This is a genomic window from Methanococcus mangrovi, assembly GCF_054506835.1.
In genome coordinates this window covers 675,429-695,269 of sequence record NZ_CP197114.1, presented here as the reverse complement: position 1 = coordinate 695,269, position 19,841 = coordinate 675,429, and the positions used below count along the sequence as shown (strand labels likewise).

Below are 19,841 nucleotides of genomic sequence, written 5' to 3'. Positions count from 1 at the left end.
GACTGAGTTATGAAACCCTCAAAAATTTTTAAACTTGCCTTTAATATGGTAAAGGGGAGTAAATTAAGGAGCTGGATTACTATTATCGGCGTAGTGGTTGCGGTTGCATCGGTAATTACGATAATCTCGGCAGGAGAATTAATGGAAAAGCAAGTAACACATGAACTTGAAAAACTTGGTGGAGATGTAATTTCCGTATACGCGATAACGACTGAAACAAGCAGCAAAACACCAGAACTAACAAAAACGGATGTACTTGTAATCAAAGGGATACCTTCGGTTGAATACGTTGACAAACGAGTAACTACTTATTCAAAGATTTCTTATGGGGATAAAGAATCGTATTCGCAGATAACTGGAGTTGATCCAGCAGTCTGGCCAAAAATAACACAAGAAAAAGTTGAAATTGGAAGAATGCTACAGCCCGGCGATAAAAATGTTGTTGTAATCAGTAATTACCTTGCAAATGAAGAATTTAACCGTAAAATAAATATCAACCAGATTATAAAAATTGGAAATAAATCATTCAGAGTCATTGGAATACTTGATAACGATTCAAATGGACTTGCAAGTTTATTTTCTGGAGGAATTTACGCCCCATTAGACTCTGTCTACGACATTGAACAGGATTCAGACTACAGCGTGCCCAAAGAACGTGGAACGTATGACAGCTTGCAAATTAAATTAAAAGAAAACGTAGATACCGATGCAGCAGTTCAGGATATTGAACAGAAACTGAGAACTTCAAGACACGTTACTGAAAAAAATCAAGATTTCTACATATCTTCTGCAAAATCATTTATTGAAAGTTCCCAATCCATTATTGGTGGAATAACCCTGTTTCTATCATTTATTGCAGGAATTTCCCTGATAGTTGGAGCATTTGGAATTTCAAATACCATGTTCACGGCAGTTTTAGAAAAAACAAAAGAGATAGGTATCATGAAAGCAATCGGGGCAAAAAACGAGGATATATTATTACTGTTCCTGTTTAATTCTGGACTTATTGGCCTTGCAGGAGGATTTTTAGGCCTTTTAATAGGAGTTTTGATTACACAGGTTATTACCTATGTAATAGCACTGAGGTTTGGAACACCTTTTGAATTGTATGTGAGTATCAGGGCAGTTGTCGTTGCATTGGTCGTTTCAATAGGTGCGGGCATTTTAGCAGGCGCAGTTCCTGCATACAACGCGTCAAAACTAAAACCTGTTGATGCCCTTAGAAGTGAATAAATATTAATAATAAAATCGTAAAAAAGTAATTAAACAAAAAGATGAAAGTACCATGAAAATATTTAAAATCCTTTCATTTCCGTTTTTTGGTTTTAAAATGAGAGTAAACGAAATTTATACAAACTACATAAAAGATCCTGCCCTGGATGTTTTTTCAAATCCAAAAAACTTAATTTTTGGAAGTACGGTGCATTTTTTAAGTTCTATTTTCATATTATTCAGCTTTCTTAGTTTGTTTGCTTTTTTTGTTATCCTCGGAAGCACAATAACCTCAGAATCAAACTTTTTAATTGATATTTTTAAAAATAACTTAAATTTAACAACTGATGTACTTTTAATTATATCTGGGGCAGTTTTTGGATTTTTCTTTATTTTTAGCATTTTATTGACATTTTTAATTAACGGCTACTGGCTTAAAACCATAAAATATACGATAAATGGTCAAAATATACCTGACTGGACGGGTGTTTTAGAGTTACTAAAATACGGCGTTATTTACACGATTGGACTTTTTATACTTGGAATAATTTTTCAAAGTCCTTTTTACATGATATTACTTGCGCAAATCGTTCTAAATTTACCTGATTTGGGCATTCTTTCGAATTTATCATATGTTTGCTCGTTTCTCTCGTGGGTTTATATACCGCTTGGAACATTGAATTACATTGAAAAAAATAAATTTTTAGCGCTTTTTAACGTTAAAAAGTCTTTTAAACGGTATTCTAAAGAATATATTAATTATTTAGTCGCTTCATTTCTTTTAATAGGTATATACAGTGTATTTGAATTATTGATAAGTTACCTCATTGAATTAGTTATTGATAAAGTTGTAGCAAATCCAAATTTAATAACTGACCCGAATTTTTTGAGTTGGCAGATATTTTGGATTCCTGCGCTTTATATAAATTCGTTTGTATGTTTTACAATTTTTTTATGGCTTTCAAGAGGTATTGGGACATATTATAATATTTCAACAGGTCGAAACGACCCATTAACAAAATAAAAATAAATGTATTTAATCGGATTGAACTCAAAATTATATGTATAAATTATTATCCGAAATATTTTAAAATAACAATTTCTAAAAATTTTTTATAAACTATCGATTTTAAAATTAAAAAAATAATCATACAGTACTCTTTTGAAGAATAGTATCTATTATATACCTAAAAGCACCTACTTATGAAACAGTTTGAATGGAAACATGGTGAAATTTATGAAAAATGTTACAATAGGGCTATTTGGAGACTTTGAAGATGCCGGGAAAAACATCGCAAAAAAAGGAACGTCTACTGACATTACACTCTACAATTACAAAAATGGTGACGATTCTTCAGTATTTGTCGAGCCTACACGGTACCCTGAAAAAATCCAGCCTTTAATTTATACAATAAATATGCTTGACTATGCACTTGTCTTTATTGACGAAATAAAACCTGAAATCGGGGAAACACTTTTAACTCTCGACATGTTTGGCGTAAGTCGTGGATTTTTTGTAGTTGGCGAATACGTTGATGTTGAACAGTTAAAGGGAATTATTGCAAATACTTCGATGAAAAACTTCGAAATTTTAGAAAAAGACTATATCCAGATTAGAGAAAAAATGGTTTTGCTTCCAGAAGTTGAAAAAAGCAAGGAATTTGTAAAGGTGCCAATAGATCACTTTTTTTCAGTAAGAAGTGTTGGAACAGTAATCCTTGGAAAAGTAGACAAAGGAACAGTTTCAATACATGATAATTTAAGGATATACCCGACAAACAATAAAGCAATGGTAAAAAGTATTCAAGTACATGATAGAGACGTAAAAGAAGCTGGGATAAATTCAAGAGTTGGCCTTTCATTAAAAGGAGTCAGCGTCGAAGATTTAGATAGAGGTATGATTCTTTCAAACGGTGAATTAAACGTTTCTGATGTAATTGAACTTGAAATGAGATGGAATCCATACATGAATAAAGAAGTTGCAGCTGGCGAAAGTTACCAGATAATTACCGGTCTTCAAACCATAAGCTGTAAAATTGAAGAAAAAGATGGAAACAAACTAAAATTAAAATTATTAAAACCAGTTGCTTTTGAAAAGGGAGACACTTTCGTGATGTTGGATGGAAGTGCAAAAGTTAGAGTCATTGGTGTTTCAAAAATTAAATAAAATTAAAATTAATAAAAAAAATTAAAAATTTCTTTTTTTAAAATTTTAAAAAAATAATTTTAGGTTCCGATTCTTACAGGTTCAGAAAGGTCCTTTATCAATCGAATAACCGAATATGCTGCAAGTGCAGATGTTTTTGGATTGTCTCTACAAGGGTTATTTTCTACACACGTTTTTATAGTTCCAATTGAGCCTTTAACCAAAATTTCGTGCCTGTTTACAACTGCATTTGGGTCTGCAATAATTTTTACTTTTGCAGGGTACCTCGATGCAAGGGATAAAACGACTGAAACGTTGATGTTTTGCGGAAATTTTGAAATTGCTTCAAAAACAGTTCCTTCAAAAACTACTCTTGGCTCTTTTATTTCATCGGTGTTTACCCCCTGTTCTTCAAGCGCACTCTTTAAGCCGTGAACAGGTTTTGTTGTAGTCAGGGTAACTTCTGAAATTTTACCGAGAGACCCGGATTTTACAGCATCTATTCCTGCAACTGCGCCTGAGGGTATGTATATTTTTTTCCCAAGTTTTTCTGCAAGTTTATACAGCTTTATAAATAAATCTTTATCTACAAATGCACCTACACTCATCACTATAACATCTTTATTGTTATTAAGTGATTTTATAACCGTATCTTCGACAGCAGTTACTGAAGCACATTCTACAATTAAATCAAGGTCTTTTGAAACCAGTTCATCGAGAGATTTACAAAAATCAGCTCCGGTTTCCTTCGCGAGTTTTTCCGCCTTTTCCAAATTTCCATCGTAAAAAGCCAGAACTGTTGCTTTGTTAAGTCTATCCGACATCAAAGCCTTGGTGATTAGTGAAGCAATTGCTCCACATCCCACTAAACCTATTTTCAACATCTTAATCTCGACTTGGTTAATTAATTAAAATCTGCCCGTGATTGGAGGCTTTATTAAAATAATATTTCCTATTGCAGAAATTAAATTAAATGGCAATACTACTTTTTTCGTAGGATCATCGATATTTTCGCTTAAGCATCCGCTTGAAACATCTGTAATAACAATACCGCTTATTGCAGCCTTATCAGTATCAACCATGGCGTCGTAAACTTTACCAACGTATATAGCATCCGTAGTGTATATTTTTTTGTTCAACAAGTCACTAATTTTAATTGCCATACTACTCCTCCCGTTAAATTCTTTCAATAATATGAACAAGGTAATATAAAATATTTGTTAATCGTTAATATTTTTAATATACTTCATTTATATGTTTTATTAATTATTCTCAAGGATACTATACTATAACTGTTGAATATATTTTAATTTTATTTCAAAAAACAGCAAAAAATAGTTTTAAAAACATTTAAAATAGAACTGCTAATTAGCAATTTTAAACATGTAGTTACGAATAAGATTGTTTAATAACTTAAATTTAACACCTTACAAAATGCAAAAATTAATGTAATTATTTAACCAAATCTTGATTAATTAAATCCGCATCTAAAACATTGATCCCGTTGTTGAAATATTCATAATTTAAAATAAGTACAACGTGTTCAACAAGCTCCTTTTTTTCAGCAGACAAAATTTTTTCAAGGTCTTTTTTTACCCTTTCATTATCCAATTCTGGAAGCAGTTTTTCTGCCATGTTAATCGAATCTATTCCAGATAATGTCTTTTTTAAAGCTTCTGGAACAATTTCCGACATGTAATTGTAGTTTTTACTTTCCAAATAGCCTATATTTCTAAGAATTACTTCGTTTTCGCCTACGCTTCCCCCGTATTTTATCATATACGCCACCCCAAATCTAACATTATTCAGTAATTAAATTTTATAAAAAGAAGTATATATATGTTTTATCAACTAATATAGTCCTCAAAACGCTATAAAAAAACGCAGATTCTATTTTACAATACAGAAAGGCACGTTATGAAGCAGGTTGCAAAATTAGAAAACGAAAATCTCAATAAACTTATATTGCGATACGTAATTCCCTCAATTGCAGGCACAATCATTATTGGAATATACAGCATAATTGACGGGATATTTATTGGAAGAACCGTTGGAGCCGAAGGCCTTGCAGGTATAACACTCGCTTTTCCAGTTTTAATTGCAATTGGGTCTATTGGAATTATGATTGGAGCTGGAGCTTCTGCAATAATTTCAATAAGTCTTGGAAAAAAAGATTACGACCTATCCTCAAACATATTAAAAACTGCAATAAGCTACATTATATTAATAAGTTTTATAATTACGATTTTAGGACTGTTGATTATCGACCCCGTTATTTCAAACTTATCACTTACGGGTAACTTAAAAACATATGTTACAGACTATTCAAAAATAATAATTATCGGAGCAATTGCACAAATTTCTGCAATATCTTTTGACCCACTGCTTAGAAACGATGGTTTTCCAAAAAAAGCAATGATTATACTGGTATTGATGTCTGTATCGAATATTATACTCGACTACTTCTTGATAGTGTTATTCAATCTTGGTGTTTTTGGTGCTGCCGCTGCAACAGTGCTTGCACAAACTATCGGGACCATATTTTATTTAAAACACTTTTTAAGTGGTAAATCAAACGTAAAAATTGGAAAAATCAATCCATTTTCAGAATTTTCGATCATAGAACGAATTGTAAAAACCGGATTTTCACCGTTTATCATGGAACTTGCATTTGGAATAATGATGGTTGTGCATAATATCCAGTTTATAAGGTATGGAAGCTCAATAGATATTTCTGCATACGGTATTGTACTATATATTACGTCATTTTTATACATGATTTATTTAGGGATTTCAGAAGGCGTTCAGCCTTTGATAAGCTATAATTACGGAGCTAAAAAATTTGAAAGGGTTTTTAAAATATTAAAAAAAGCAGTATTTGCAAATACTCTAATCGGCATTTTTTCATTTTTATTCATCTTAAAATTCCCTGAAATCTTGATAAATATTTTCAGCCCCTATGATGCAGAGTTAATAAAAACTACCACAACAGGGCTTGAAATACACAACTTCGCAATTTTAATCATGGGCGTATCGATGGTACTTATAATGTATTTTTTAGCAACAGAACAGCCCAGAATTGCGGGTTTTCTATCCCTTGGAAGGACATTGATATTTATACTCCCTGCAATTCTCATATTTCCAATATACCTTGGAATTAATGGAATATGGTTTGCAACAGTATTTTCAGAGTACCTTGGCTTTATTTTTACAATTTACTTCGTGATCAAAGAATTTAAAAAGATAAAAAGAATAATTTAGGATTTTAAATTAAAATCTAATAAATTAAAAGTTAACAGCGATTTATCTAAATAGTATAAATAATAAAAGTAATATTTCTTAAAAACTACTGATTTTAAAATTTTAAAATTAAAACGGTTAAAATATGGTCCAATTAACCCTCGAAAGTGCATTTACAGATACTCTTACGGTTTCAGAATTGAATTCTTACGTAAAAACTACCTTAGAAGAAGATTTTTTATTAAAAAGAGCATCAATAAAAGGAGAAATCTCAAACTGTACGATACATAAATCAGGGCATGTTTATTTCACTTTAAAAGATGAACATAGTGCAATTGACTGCGTAATGTTTAAACCCTACGCGAAAAACTTAAATTTCAGCCCGGCTGAAGGAATGGGCGTAATCCTAAAAGGAAAAGTTTCTTTATACGAAAAAACTGGAAAATACCAGTTTTACTGTAATTTTATGGAAAAAGATGGAATTGGAGATTTATTTGTAAAATTTGAAAAATTGAAAGAAAAACTCGAAAGTGAAGGATTGTTTAGTGAAGAATGTAAACAAAAAATTCCAAAATATGCTAAAAACATCGGAATAATCACTTCTCCAACAGGGGCTGCTATCAGGGACATTATTAAAGTTACAAGAAATAGAAACAGTTCTGTTAATTTAATTATTTACCCTGCGGTAGTTCAGGGCGAATCTGCTGCAAAAACAGTTATTGAAGGGATTTCTGAACTGAATAAACTTGAAAAAATTGATTTAATAATTATTGCTCGTGGTGGAGGTTCAATGGAAGATTTATGGTGCTTTAACGATGAATCGCTTGCAAGGGCAGTTTTTAATTCAAAAAAACCAGTGGTTACTGGAATCGGACATGAAACTGACTTTACGATTTCCGATTTTGTAAGTGATTTAAGGGCTGCAACACCATCAAATGCCGCGGAACTTACCGTTTACAATGAATACGAACTAAAATCAACGATAATTAACTTCGAAAAAATATTGAATCATAAGATAAGAAATAAAATTGAAAATATGTCTTATGAAATAGACCTTCTTTACTCAAAAATTGAAAAAAACAGCCCCCTATCAAAAATTGAAAAACAGAAACTCCATATTGATAAAATCATGACACAGGTACATCATGAAATTAAAAATAAGATTTCATACGAATTAAAGCGCTTTGAAAAGTCGTATTCACTTTTAAATGCATACAATCCATTAAATGTATTAAATAAAGGATACAGCATCATACAGGATAAAAATGAAAAAATTATGAGCTCCAAAAATTCGTTTAAAACGGAAAATGATGTAAAAATTACGTTAAAAGATGGGACCGTTGATGCACATATTACTTTGAAAGAATAAAAACTGATAAAGGTGATATTTATGGATAATTATGAAGAATTAATTGAAAAACTTGAAAATATCGTAAATTCGATGGAAAATGACGAACTATCCCTTGAAGAAGCGATGAAAAACTACGAAGAAGGGATAAAATTAAGTAACAAATTATACAAAATATTGAATGAAGCCGAAGGAAAGGTAAAACTTCTTTCAAAAAATGGCGAAATTGATTTTAACGATGAATAAGGGGATTTTATGTACTATTTATCAATGATTATCGTAATTTTAGCAAGTATATTATACCATATCTGCCAAAAATCAATTTCAAACAGTGCAAACCCGTATGTTTCACTTTTAATTACATATCTCGTTTCAATAGTCTCTACAGCTGTTATCATCATGGTTTTGAACGGAAAAATCAATATTATTGAATCTGTAAAAAATCTAAACTGGGCAAGCTACGTACTCGGAATTTCCATTGTATTTTTAGAACTTGGATTTTTACTTGTTTACCGTACAGGCTGGAATGTAAGCGTTGCAGCACTTACTGCATATGTTGCAGTTGCAGTTTTATTAATTCCAACAGGAATACTTTTATTTAAAGAAAATATCAGTTTTTTAAAAGTTTTAGGGATTTCTTTTTGTGTCTTGGGACTAATTTTAATCAATAAATAATTCAAAGTCGGATTAATTTTACACATAAAATCAATAAATTATCCGATTTTCGTACCGTTTTTATTTTATACACCGTTACTTATATTTTTATAAAAATCTTAATCCAAATTATTCCAAATGATAGTTATGAAAGATATCATCATAAAAGGCGCAAGAGAACACAATTTAAAAAATATCTCGCTAACACTCCCAAGAAATAATTTAATAGTTGTAACTGGGGTATCTGGCTCTGGAAAATCCACGATAGCATTTGATACAATTTACGCAGAAGGTCAGAGAAGATACGTTGAATCACTTTCAGCATACGCAAGGCAGTTTTTAGGGCTTATGAATAAGCCTGATGTCGACAGTATTGAAGGATTATCCCCTGCAATTGCAATACAGCAGAAAACAACGAGTAAAAACCCAAGAAGTACTGTTGGAACAGTTACTGAAATTTATGACTACTTAAGACTGCTTTACGCAAGAATTGGAATTCCATACTGTCCTGAACACAATATCAAAATAGAATCACAGAGTCCTGAAAAAATAGCTGAAAAAATTGAAGAAGAATTTTCCGAAACTGTAACGATATTGTCCCCTATTGTTAGACAGAAAAAAGGAACCTATCAAAAACTCTTTAAAGACTTGAATTCTGAAGGTTTTGCAAGAATTCGTGTAAATGGCGAAATTTACAGAACTGATGACGAAATAACACTTGAAAGATACAAAAAACATGATATTGAAATTGTTATTGATAGATTAACTCCAAAAGACGACCACTCAAGGCTTGTTGAAGCCTGTGAAAGGGCACTTGAACGTTCAGGCGGACTTTTGATTGTAACCGGCAATATAAATAACAAAGAAGTTGAAAAAATTTATTCTTCAAATTTAGCATGTCCAATTTGTGGTATTTCTTTTGAAGAACTTCAACCAAGAATGTTTTCGTTTAACAGTCCATTTGGTGCATGCGAATACTGTAGCGGTCTTGGAATAAAAATGGAGTTTGATGCGGACTTAATAATTCCTGATAAAAATAAATGTATCGCAGATGGCGCAGTTGCGCTTTATAGAAACTTCCTTGATGGATACAGGTCACAACATTTGGCTGCAGTTGCAAATCACTTTGGATTTACGGTTTTAACGCCGATAAAAGACCTTTCAAAAGAACAGTTTGACATATTGATGTATGGAAGTCCTGAAAAAATTCATTTTAAAGTATCAAACGGCAGTGGAGATACCGAATGGAGCCAGAATAAACCATGGGAAGGACTTATCCCACAATCAATCAGGCTTTACAATGAAACTAAGTCAGAATACCGGAGAAAAGAACTTGAAAAGTTCATGAAAGTCAGTTTGTGTCCAAAATGTGGCGGAAAGCGTTTAAAAGATAAAGCCCTTGCTGTGAAAATAGAAGACAAATCTATCATTGACATAACCGACCTTTCAATTTCAAAAGCGGAAGAATTCTTTAATAATTTAAAATTAACCGATAAAGAATATGAAATTGCAAAACAGGTCATAAAAGAAATAAAATCAAGATTAAAATTCTTAAATGACGTTGGTTTGGGATATTTAACACTTTCAAGACGTTCTGGAACACTTTCAGGTGGAGAAGCTCAGAGAATCAGGCTTGCAACACAGATTGGTTCAAACTTAACTGGTGTTTTGTACGTACTTGATGAACCATCAATTGGACTTCACCAGCGAGATAATCAAAAATTAATCGAAACACTCCATAAATTAAGAAATTTAGATAATACTCTCGTTGTTGTTGAACATGACGAAGATACAATTTTAAATGCGGATTATGTCGTAGATATGGGGCCAGGTGCTGGAGTTCATGGCGGAGATGTTGTTGCGGTTGGAACACCAGCAGAAATTTCAAAAAATAAGGATTCTTTAACCGGAAAATACCTCTCAGGAGAATTAAAAATCGAAATACCAAAAAATAGAAAAAAAAGCGATAAATTCTTAAAACTTTCAAACTGCAGACAGAACAATTTAAAAGAGGTATCTGTTGAAATTCCAACCGGAGTATTTAATGTGATTACAGGAGTTTCTGGAAGCGGAAAATCCACTTTAATTTATGAAAATTTATATCCTGCATTGAAAGAAAAAATAAAATCCGAAGAAAGTGTTGAAGAACTTGATTTTGAAGATCAGCTTTACGAAAACACTAAAGAAAAATGCAACCTCGAAATTGATTCGGAAATCGATAAAGTTGTTGTAATCGACCAGAGCCCGATTGGAAGAACCCCAAGATCAAATCCTGCAACTTACACAAAAGTATTTGATAAAATCAGACAGGTTTTTGCAGAAACCAAAGAAGCAAAGGTAAAAGGATATGGCCCAGGAAGATTCTCGTTTAACGTCAAAGGAGGTCGCTGTGAAAACTGTCAGGGTGATGGAGTTATAAAAATAGAAATGAATTTCTTACCTGATGTTTTTGTGGAATGTGAAGAGTGTAAAGGTGCCAGATACAATAAAGAAACTCTTGAAGTAAAATACAAAGAAAAATCAATTTCTGACGTTTTAGATATGAGCGTTGAAGAAGCAAGAGAACACTTTAAAAATATTCCGCAGATTTCGACAAAATTAGAAACCCTTTGTGATGTTGGACTTGGATACATCAAACTAGGTCAGAGTTCCACAACCCTTTCAGGTGGAGAAGCTCAGAGAATTAAATTAACAAGGGAATTATCAAAAAGAGCGACAGGAAACACCATATATCTACTTGATGAACCAACAACGGGACTTCACTTCCACGATGTTAAAAAATTAATCGATGTTTTAAATAGCCTCGTTGAAAAAGGAAACACCGTAGTTGTAATCGAACATAACCTCGATGTAATAAAATGTGCTGACCACATAATCGACCTTGGACCTGAAGGTGGGGAATTTGGTGGCGAAATAATTGCAACAGGAACTCCCGAAGAAATTGCAAAATGTAAATTAAGCCATACTGGAAAATTCTTAAAAAATATTCTTTCCAAAAATTAAAGATAATATGATAAATATTTCAGATATTCCAAAAAATCCGGGCTGTTATATTTATAAAAACGAATCCGGAACTGTAATTTATGTTGGGAAAGCCAAAAACTTGAAAAAAAGAGTTAGTAGCTACTTTAATAAAAAAAATCACGACCCTAAAACCGAACAACTCGTAAAATCAATTTACGACATGGAATTTATCGTAACAGATAATGAAGTCGAAGCTTTGATTTTAGAAAGTACTTTAATCAAAAAATACAGTCCCAAATACAATATTGACTTAAAAGACTCTAAAAATTACGCATATATCTACATTAGCGAAGAAGATTTCCCAAGAATCGGAATATCGAGGAATAAATCCGAAAAAGGAAAATTTTACGGGCCATTTACTTCTGCAAAGGAAAGAGATTATGTTTTGGACGTTTTAAAAAAAACATTTAAAATCAGGTCATGCAAAAACATGCACAAACGCCCCTGCCTGAGAAATCATATAAAAAACTGCACTGCACCATGTAGTGGAGATATAACTTCTAAAACTTATTTAAATCAGATTAAAAAAGCAGAACACGTTTTAAAAGGGCATATTGATTCGTTGATTGATGAACTTAAAATTGAAATGGATAAAAAATCAAAAAATCTGCAGTTTGAAGAAGCTTTATTGATTAGAGAAGAAATAAATGCAATTGAACGGTTAAAAATCCGCCAAAATGTTAAAAGAGATGTAAAATACAATGAAGACGTAATCAGCATTCTTGAAAAAGACGAGAAAATCCATATAATGGTTTTTAACGTATTGAAAGGAACTCTGTTTGATAGAAAATACTTTGAATTTGATTACACAGAAAATTTCTTTGAAGAGTTTTTAATCCAATATTATTTGGAAAACGAAGTTCCTTCAGAGATTATACTTTCAGAGCCACCCAAAAATATCGAAGAAGAGCATTATGATTATAATTCTGATGCACTCTTAGAATATTTATCTCAAAAGAAAGGCTCAAAAGTTGTTTTTAAAATTCCTAAACAAGGCGAGAAAAAACAGCTTTTAGACCTTGCTATAAAAAATCTTGAAATTTATGTTAATGGAAATGAAATAAAAGTTGAAAGCTTAAAAAACAAATTAATGCTTGATAAACACCCAAATGTAATAGAGTGCTTTGATATATCGCATCTTTCTGGAACTTCCACTGTTGCCTCAATGGTTCAGTTTAGAAATGGAAAACCTGACAAAAAAAATTACCGTAAATTTAAAATAAAAACAGTTTCGGGAATAGATGACTTCAAATCGATTTCTGAAGTAGTATTTAGGCGATACAGTAAATTAATCGAAGAAAATTTGGAACTGCCTGATTTAATAATTATTGATGGTGGAAAAGGCCAGCTTTCATCAGCATTTAAAGAACTTCAAAAATTAAAACTTAAAATTCCGCTAATTTCGATTGCAAAACGTGAAGAAGAAATTTACGCTCCGGGAATCGAAAATCCACTTCCAATAAAGAAAAATGAAAAAGCATCCCTATTTATTCAAGAAATTCGTGATGAAGCACACAGATTTGCAATAAATTATAATCGATTACTTAGGAAAAAGGAATTGATAAAATGAGTTCTCTAAATTTCAAATTAAAAGCAGATTTTGAACCAAAAGGGTCCCAGCCAGAAGCAATTGCAGAGCTTGTAAATGGGCTTGAAAAAAATCCAGAAAAAAGTAAGCAGACATTGCTTGGTGTTACAGGTTCTGGAAAAACTTTTACTATTGCAAACGTGATTGAAAAAGTTCAAAAACCAACATTGGTAATTGCACACAATAAAACACTTGCAGCACAGCTTTATAATGAGTTTAAAGAATTCTTTCCTGAAAATCGAGTAGAATACTTTGTTTCATATTATGATTACTACCAGCCTGAATCATATATTCCTCAAAAAGATCAATATATTGAAAAGGATGCACAAATCAACCCGAAAATTGAACAGATGCGTCTTCGTGCAACTTCTGCAATTCTTTCGAGAAGGGACGTAATAATTGTGGCATCGGTTTCCTGCATATATGGTCTTGGAAATCCTGAACTCTTTAAAGAAATGGGTTTTGAACTTAAAATTGGAGAAAAAATCAAAAGATCAGACATTATTGAAAAATTAGTAGATATTCAATACGAAAGAAACGATATGGAGTTAGTTCCAGGAAGATTCAGGGTAAAAGGCGATACATTAGATATTATTCCAGGATATCAGGACGATATTTTAAGAGTTGAAATGTTCGGGGATGAAATAGATAGAATTTATGAATTGGATCCAAAAAACATGTCCAAAAAACATGAATTAGATTCATTTTATATGTTCCCTGCAAAACACTTCGTAATTCCTGAAGAAGATAAAAAAAATGCAATTAACTCCATTTTAAAGGAACTCGATGAATGGCTTCCACATTTAGACATGCTAAAATCCCACAGGTTAAAGCAGAAAACTCTTTATGACATAGAAATGATTGAAGAAACTGGAAGCTGTAAGGGAATTGAAAATTATTCAAGGCATTTTGAAAATAGAAAAGAAGGAGAGCCTGCATACTGCCTTTTAGATTATTTTCCGGAAGATTTTTTAATTGTAATTGACGAAAGCCACCAGACACTCCCACAAATTCGAGGGATGTATAAAGGAGATAGGTCAAGAAAACAGTCTTTGATTGATTATGGATTCAGATTGCCAAGTGCATATGACAACCGCCCCCTTAGATTTGAAGAATTTAAAAAATACATGAATAATGTAATTTTTGTGTCAGCAACTCCTGGAGAATACGAATTAGATAATTCTAATCAGGTTGTAGAACAGATTATCCGACCAACTGGACTTTTGGACCCCGAAGTTGAAATAAGACCAATTGAAAATCAGGTTGAAGATATAATAAAAGAAACTGAAAAAATGGTCGAAAAAGGAGAAAGGGTATTAATTACAACCCTTACAAAACGTCTTGCAGAGGAATTAACAGAATATTTAGCAAAAAGAAATGTTAAAGCAAGATACCTGCATTCTGACATAGATACAATCGAAAGAACAGAAATTATTCGAAATTTAAGGCTTGGAAAATTTGACTGCCTCGTTGGAATAAATTTGTTGAGGGAAGGATTAGATATTCCCGAAGTCGGGTTCGTTGGAATACTCGATGCTGACAAGGAAGGGTTTTTGAGAAACGATAAAAGCTTGATTCAGACAATTGGCCGTGCTGCAAGAAATGCAAACTCAAAAGTTGTGCTTTATGCCGACAAAATGACCGATTCAATTAAAAAAGCAGTTTCTGAGACAGAAAGAAGAAGAAAACTTCAAAAAGAATACAATGAAAAGCACAATATCACGCCAAAAACTATTGTAAAACCAATAAGGGAAAAAGTAGTCGATATTTCTGATGTAAAACATATTCCTGTAACAGATATTCCAAATGTCATTATAGAGCTTGAAGCTGAAATGTATGAAGCCGCAGAAGCGCTCGAATTTGAAAAAGCAATCAAAATAAGGGATACAATTGCAAAACTTAAGAAAAAAATTAAATAATTATACTTATTTTATTAGAAAATACAAAATTTAAGAGTTTTATTTTAAAACATACTCGGTAATTAATATTCCAACTATCAATAAAGAAGATATTAATCCAAGATAAGTTTCCAATTCTGGAACCAATTCTATCCAGTACGGAATTATATCACAAAACGGATTATATAAAATCTTTAAGATTACAGAAACACCAAATATTACCAGTAAAACACTAAATATGCTGTATGAAATATCTTTTTTAAAATATCCCCTTAAAACGTCATCTAATCCCATACTACCCCTTTAAAATTACTTTAACATGGCGATAATAAGCCATCATAAATATATTTTTTAAAAAACAATATATATACTTATATGGTTAAATACAGAACATAATGTTAAAATTTAACTATTGATATAGATACATTAAAGAAGATATTAAACGGGGCATTTAAACGTTTAGTAATTATCCTGGTATATGGGGTTAGTTATGGAAGAATCGGAAAAAATTAAGGAAAAATACGGGATTAAAGATATTAAAGAACAGGGCCTTTTAGAACATTTTTTTGAACTTGCACTCTGGAATTCCCGCTTTATTGTAACACTTGCAGTTATTTTTGGAACGCTTGGGTCAATTACACTGTTTTTAGCAGGTTCTGTTGAAATATTTCACACGATTATCGGGTATTTTTCAGACCCTATGAACAGCGAACAGCACAATCAGATATTAATTGGCGTTATTGGCGCAGTTGACCTGTATTTAATTGGGGTCGTACTGTTAATATTCAGTTTTGGTATATATGAATTATTTATCTCAAAAATAGACATTGCAAGAGCTGACGGGGAGGTTTCAAACATTTTGGAAATTTATACCCTTGATGAATTAAAAAGCAAAATTATTAAAGTTATAATCATGGTCTTAATTGTCAGCTTCTTTCAGAGAGTTTTATCGATGCACTTTGAAACGTCCCTTGACATGATTTACATGGCAATATCAATATTTGCAATATCCATAGGGGTTTATTATTTACAAAAACAAAAAATGTAAAATCATAACACTCTGATTTTTTTTAAATTATAGAGTATTTTAATATACCTGCTAAATTCGCCATCAATATATTCATTAAATAACTCGTGCCTGTGTATCGGGGCCCGTTCAACATTTAACTCGAAATAATAGTGATTTTTCAATTCTAAAATGTTCATATCCAGACAATTTTTGCAGTAAATATTGTATAAAATATTATTTTTCAGGTAATTAAAATAATTCAGGGCGTATGTATTGGATTTTGGTATTTCAAAACTCGAATACCGGTTATTGTATAAAAACATCATTTTTTCTGCAATTAACATTTCCTGAGCGATTACTTCAAGTATTTTTGGAATTTTTGGAATTATTTCAGCGTTATCCCTAATACATTTCTCAAAATCAGTATAGTTTTCGATTAAATACATGTAATGGCGATATTCGTGGTCGTATTCATCCAAAATATCCCTCGATAATAAAGTACTCATGATTTTTTTGAAAATGGAATTTCTACCAGAATAATAATTAATCTTAAAAAATTCTGTTTTTGTTATAATATTAAAAGTTTTTGAATAGGCCATAAAACCGCATAATGTAATGTACAAAATACTAAAAAAATAGTTGAAAAATCAAAGTTAAATCAGCATTTTATTGCTTCATCCGGGCCCCCAAGCTTTTTTGGGTGCGGAGCTTTTAAAACAAAAAATTCGAGTACTTTAGAATTTTCATTTTTAATTAACATTTTTGTATTGAATGGAATACTTAAGATAGTTCCTTTTTCATAAATTACAGGGTTTTGGGCTTCAAGCGTGATTTCCATTTCCCCGTCAATGATTACTAAATTTACATTCGAATTTGAGATGTGCTTTGGCATGAAATCCCCTTTTGGAAGTACCACGTGTCTTATCTGGATATCTTCAGTATTTACAAGCATTTCCACTAACTTTTTGTCAGATTTATTAAAATTGTGAATTTCTTCGATCATGAATACCACCCGATTATTTTTTAGAATCTCCAAATTTTAAAATTTTAAAACCCGTACATCATTCCACCAATTTTCCATCGAGTGAAATAACTTTTTTAGTGATATTTACATTTAAACCACTTAATGCACGAGTTACTAATGAATAAAGTCCGCTACAGCATGGAACAGTCATTATTGCAACCTTTACATTTTTAATATCATTTTTTTCAACAATCTGCCTTATTTTTAGCTGATAATCTTTGGTATCATCGAGTTTTGGGCATGCTATTGCGAGAACCTTTCCTTTCAACAAGTTCGAATGAAAATCAGGATAAGCAAAAGGAACGCAATCTGCTGCAATAATTAAGTCCGCGTTTTTAAAGTAAGATGAGTTTGGATTTACAAGATGAAGTTGAACAGGCCAGTTTAAAAGTTCTGATTCTGTTTCTTTATTTTGAAGCATTTCTGATCTTTGTTCAGATCGGTTGAAGCTTTTTGCAACAGAACCTGAACACGTTTTCCCATGGCCCGCACAGCCTAACGTAGATTCTGGCGTAATTTTCAGCGCATCTACGGGGCAAACATCAAGGCATGCTCCAAGACCATCACAGTTGATTTCACGTGTTTTATCAACTTTTACTTTCCCGGTTTTTTCATCTGAAATAATTATGCTTTCTTCGCAAGCCAAAATACAGCGTCCACACTCTTTATATCCCAGACACTTTTCACTGTCAATTTCAATTTTAAATTTTGTCATTGAAATCACCTGAAAACGAATTAAAATCTTTTTAACTTCTTAAAATTAATTTAAAAATTGTATCAATGAGATTTTTAAAAATTAAAGGTATATGCAAATTTTAGGAAGATTATTTTCCTAAAAACATCTTTATGTCGTCTTCGACATTGCTTATTCCGCCAAGCTCGAATTTATCAATTAACACATTTGCAACATTTGGCGAAAGGAATTCTGGAAGTGTTGGTCCTACGTGAATGTTTTTAATTCCAAGGTACAAAAGTGCCAATAAAACTGCCACCGCCTTTTGTTCGTACCATGCAACGTTAAATGCGATTGGCAGCTTGTTTATGTCGTCAAGCTCGAATACTTCTTTTAATTTTAAAGCAATTACAGCTAAAGAATAGCAGTCGTTACACTGCCCTGCATCGAGAACTCTCGGAATTCCGCCAATGTCCCCAAGATTCAATTTGTTGTATCGATATTTTGCACACCCTGCTGTTAAAATCACGGTATCTTTTGGAAGATTTTTTGCAAATTCCGTGTAGTATTCTCTATCTCTATTTCTACCATCGCATCCTGCCATTACAAAGAATTTTTTTATTGCTCCAGATTTTACTGCATCAACAACCTTATCAGCAAGAGCGAGTACCTGATTATGTGCAAAACCACCAACTATTTTCCCTGTTTCAATTTCTACGGGTGAAGCACATGTTTTAGCCTGTTCAATTACTTTTGAAAAGTCTTTTTTTCCATTAACTGTTGGAATATATTTAATTCCCGGATATCCGACAACGCCAGTTGTATAAATTCTGTCAATATAGGCGTCTGCTGGAGGCACGATACAGTTTGTAGTCATTAAAATTGGTCCATTGAATGATTCAAACTCTGTTTTTTGTTTATGCCACGAACCCCCGTAATTTCCTGCAAAATGTTCGTATTTTTTAAATGCTGGATAATAGTGTGCAGGAAGCATTTCACTATGGGTATACACATCAACACCAGTTCCTTTTGTCTGTTCTAAAAGCTCTTCCATATCTTTTAAATCATGTCCACTTATCAATATTCCGGGATTTTTCCTAACTCCGATATCTACCTCAGTTATTTCAGGGTTGCCATATTTTCCAGTGTTTGCTTTATCAAGAAGCGCCATCGTATCTACTGCATATTTTCCAGTTTCAAGAACCAGCGCAGTCAATTCATCTGCCGTTTTTGAATCATCTGAAATATCAATTAAAGCTTTTTTAATAAATTTGTGAATTTCTTCGCTGTTTTCGCCAAGAACCATCGCGTGGTGCAAATATGCAGCAACTCCTTTTAATCCATAAAGAGTGGTAAGTCTTAACGATCTTACGTCCTCATTTTCTGTAGCCTGCAGTGAAACTTCTTTTGAATTTGCTTTTTCTAAAATTTCTAAATCTGTTTTTGCATTCCACGTTGCAAAATCGGGTAATTGCCCACAAGTTCCGCTACATTTTGATTTCAAACTGTCTCTTAATTTTAAACCTTCTTTTATTTTTTCAATTATATATTTATCATCAAAATTCGTATTTGTAACCGACATGAATAGTGAATCTATGATATATCTATCAACAGCCTCGTTAGTTACCCCTATCTTTTCTGAAACATACGAAATACCTTTTATTGTATAAATTAGAAGGTCTTGAAGATTAGCTACATTGTCCTTTTTTCCGCAAACCCCAACTTTAACACACCCAGTTCCATTAACTGTTTCCTGACATTGATTACAAAACATTTTTGTTGGTCGTTCCATAAAATACACCTTTTTTACATTTCTTTAAACTCTGAACCTAAAAATCTAATTATGTTACCATTGATTGATTTTAAAGGATTTTTATAGTTTAAATTTAATTCAGAATATTTTAATTGGGTTTTAGAATTACTTAACGAGTAATAATGTGTTATTTAGGATATAAATAAATTTTTGACCGTTTTTTTGTATGGTGTGATATAATTATTATTACTAATAAATAATTTAGTAATACT

20 protein-coding genes are annotated in these 19,841 nt (G+C 32.0%); 11 read left to right on the top strand and 9 right to left on the bottom strand.

Annotated elements, in window-relative coordinates; all coding sequences use genetic code 11:
- Window positions 1-9: 9 nt before the first annotated feature.
- On the top strand, window positions 10-1,233 hold the full coding sequence (locus ACS5L2_RS03760; RefSeq protein WP_459202430.1) for an ABC transporter permease: 1,224 nt from the start codon (window positions 10-12) through the stop codon (window positions 1,231-1,233).
- 123 nt (window positions 1,234-1,356) lie between these two features.
- Here the strand turns inward: ACS5L2_RS03760 and ACS5L2_RS03755 are convergent, their stop codons facing one another.
- The gene (locus ACS5L2_RS03755) at window positions 1,357-1,614 is read right to left on the bottom strand and encodes a hypothetical protein (protein WP_459202429.1); all 258 of its coding nucleotides are present in this window, start codon (window positions 1,612-1,614) and stop codon (window positions 1,357-1,359) included.
- Between the two features lie 4 nt (window positions 1,615-1,618).
- On the opposite strand from ACS5L2_RS03755, the gene ACS5L2_RS03750 reads away from it, so the two are divergent.
- A complete protein-coding gene (locus ACS5L2_RS03750; protein ID WP_459202428.1) occupies window positions 1,619-2,236 on the top strand; it encodes a DUF4013 domain-containing protein in 618 nt (205 codons plus the stop codon).
- Between the two features lie 213 nt (window positions 2,237-2,449).
- Complete coding sequence (locus ACS5L2_RS03745; RefSeq protein ID WP_459202427.1) at window positions 2,450-3,379, top strand: EF-Tu/IF-2/RF-3 family GTPase; 930 nt, start codon at window positions 2,450-2,452, stop codon at window positions 3,377-3,379.
- Window positions 3,380-3,438: 59 nt separating this feature from the next.
- Here ACS5L2_RS03745 and ACS5L2_RS03740 read toward each other — a convergent pair whose 3' ends face one another.
- The 3 genes from ACS5L2_RS03740 to ACS5L2_RS03730 all read right to left on the bottom strand — a co-directional run bounded on the left by ACS5L2_RS03740 (window position 3,439) and on the right by ACS5L2_RS03730 (window position 5,137).
- Entirely contained in the window at window positions 3,439-4,242 is an 804-nt protein-coding gene (locus tag ACS5L2_RS03740) for an aspartate dehydrogenase (protein ID WP_459202426.1), read from the bottom strand.
- A gap of 24 nt (window positions 4,243-4,266) precedes the next feature.
- Entirely contained in the window at window positions 4,267-4,521 is a 255-nt protein-coding gene (locus ACS5L2_RS03735; RefSeq protein WP_011868608.1) for a PRC-barrel domain-containing protein, read from the bottom strand.
- Window positions 4,522-4,810: 289 nt separating this feature from the next.
- The gene (locus ACS5L2_RS03730) at window positions 4,811-5,137 is read right to left on the bottom strand and encodes a hypothetical protein (RefSeq protein WP_459202425.1); all 327 of its coding nucleotides are present in this window, start codon (window positions 5,135-5,137) and stop codon (window positions 4,811-4,813) included.
- 138 nt (window positions 5,138-5,275) lie between these two features.
- Here ACS5L2_RS03730 and ACS5L2_RS03725 point away from each other — a divergent pair, with 138 nt between their 5' ends.
- From ACS5L2_RS03725 to uvrB, 7 genes are all read left to right on the top strand, one after another.
- On the top strand, window positions 5,276-6,619 hold the full coding sequence (locus ACS5L2_RS03725; protein ID WP_459202424.1) for an MATE family efflux transporter: 1,344 nt from the start codon (window positions 5,276-5,278) through the stop codon (window positions 6,617-6,619).
- A 124-nt stretch (window positions 6,620-6,743) separates the two neighbouring features.
- A complete protein-coding gene (gene xseA / locus ACS5L2_RS03720; RefSeq protein ID WP_459202423.1) occupies window positions 6,744-7,967 on the top strand; it encodes an exodeoxyribonuclease VII large subunit in 1,224 nt (407 codons plus the stop codon).
- Window positions 7,968-7,988: 21 nt separating this feature from the next.
- Window positions 7,989-8,192 carry an exodeoxyribonuclease VII small subunit gene (locus tag ACS5L2_RS03715; protein ID WP_459202422.1) on the top strand — a complete coding sequence of 68 codons (204 nt, stop codon included), beginning with the start codon at window positions 7,989-7,991 and terminating at the stop codon, window positions 8,190-8,192.
- A 9-nt stretch (window positions 8,193-8,201) separates the two neighbouring features.
- Complete coding sequence (locus tag ACS5L2_RS03710) at window positions 8,202-8,621, top strand: hypothetical protein (RefSeq protein WP_459202421.1); 420 nt, start codon at window positions 8,202-8,204, stop codon at window positions 8,619-8,621.
- Window positions 8,622-8,747: 126 nt separating this feature from the next.
- Complete coding sequence (gene uvrA, locus ACS5L2_RS03705) at window positions 8,748-11,603, top strand: excinuclease ABC subunit UvrA (protein WP_459202420.1); 2,856 nt, start codon at window positions 8,748-8,750, stop codon at window positions 11,601-11,603.
- Window positions 11,604-11,610: 7 nt separating this feature from the next.
- The gene (gene uvrC / locus ACS5L2_RS03700) at window positions 11,611-13,194 is read left to right on the top strand and encodes an excinuclease ABC subunit UvrC (RefSeq protein ID WP_459202419.1); all 1,584 of its coding nucleotides are present in this window, start codon (window positions 11,611-11,613) and stop codon (window positions 13,192-13,194) included.
- Complete coding sequence (gene uvrB, locus ACS5L2_RS03695) at window positions 13,191-15,131, top strand: excinuclease ABC subunit UvrB (RefSeq protein WP_459202418.1); 1,941 nt, start codon at window positions 13,191-13,193, stop codon at window positions 15,129-15,131. The genes uvrC and uvrB overlap by 4 nt, the downstream gene beginning before the upstream one ends.
- 39 nt (window positions 15,132-15,170) lie before the next feature.
- Here uvrB and ACS5L2_RS03690 read toward each other — a convergent pair whose 3' ends face one another.
- Complete coding sequence (locus ACS5L2_RS03690) at window positions 15,171-15,404, bottom strand: hypothetical protein (RefSeq protein WP_459202417.1); 234 nt, start codon at window positions 15,402-15,404, stop codon at window positions 15,171-15,173.
- A gap of 196 nt (window positions 15,405-15,600) precedes the next feature.
- On the opposite strand from ACS5L2_RS03690, the gene ACS5L2_RS03685 reads away from it, so the two are divergent.
- Window positions 15,601-16,158: a YqhA family protein gene (locus ACS5L2_RS03685; protein WP_459202416.1), complete on the top strand. Its 558-nt coding sequence runs from the start codon at window positions 15,601-15,603 to the stop codon at window positions 16,156-16,158.
- Between the two features lie 2 nt (window positions 16,159-16,160).
- Here ACS5L2_RS03685 and ACS5L2_RS03680 read toward each other — a convergent pair whose 3' ends face one another.
- From ACS5L2_RS03680 to hcp, 4 genes are all read right to left on the bottom strand, one after another.
- Entirely contained in the window at window positions 16,161-16,598 is a 438-nt protein-coding gene (locus ACS5L2_RS03680) for a hypothetical protein (protein ID WP_459202415.1), read from the bottom strand.
- A gap of 179 nt (window positions 16,599-16,777) precedes the next feature.
- Complete coding sequence (locus ACS5L2_RS03675) at window positions 16,778-17,122, bottom strand: cupin domain-containing protein (protein WP_459202414.1); 345 nt, start codon at window positions 17,120-17,122, stop codon at window positions 16,778-16,780.
- A gap of 58 nt (window positions 17,123-17,180) precedes the next feature.
- A complete protein-coding gene (locus ACS5L2_RS03670) occupies window positions 17,181-17,858 on the bottom strand; it encodes an ATP-binding protein (RefSeq protein ID WP_459202413.1) in 678 nt (225 codons plus the stop codon).
- A 109-nt stretch (window positions 17,859-17,967) separates the two neighbouring features.
- Window positions 17,968-19,608, bottom strand: coding sequence for a hydroxylamine reductase (gene hcp, locus ACS5L2_RS03665; protein WP_459202412.1), 1,641 nt, complete (start codon window positions 19,606-19,608; stop codon window positions 17,968-17,970).
- Between the last annotated feature and the right edge of the window lie 233 nt (window positions 19,609-19,841).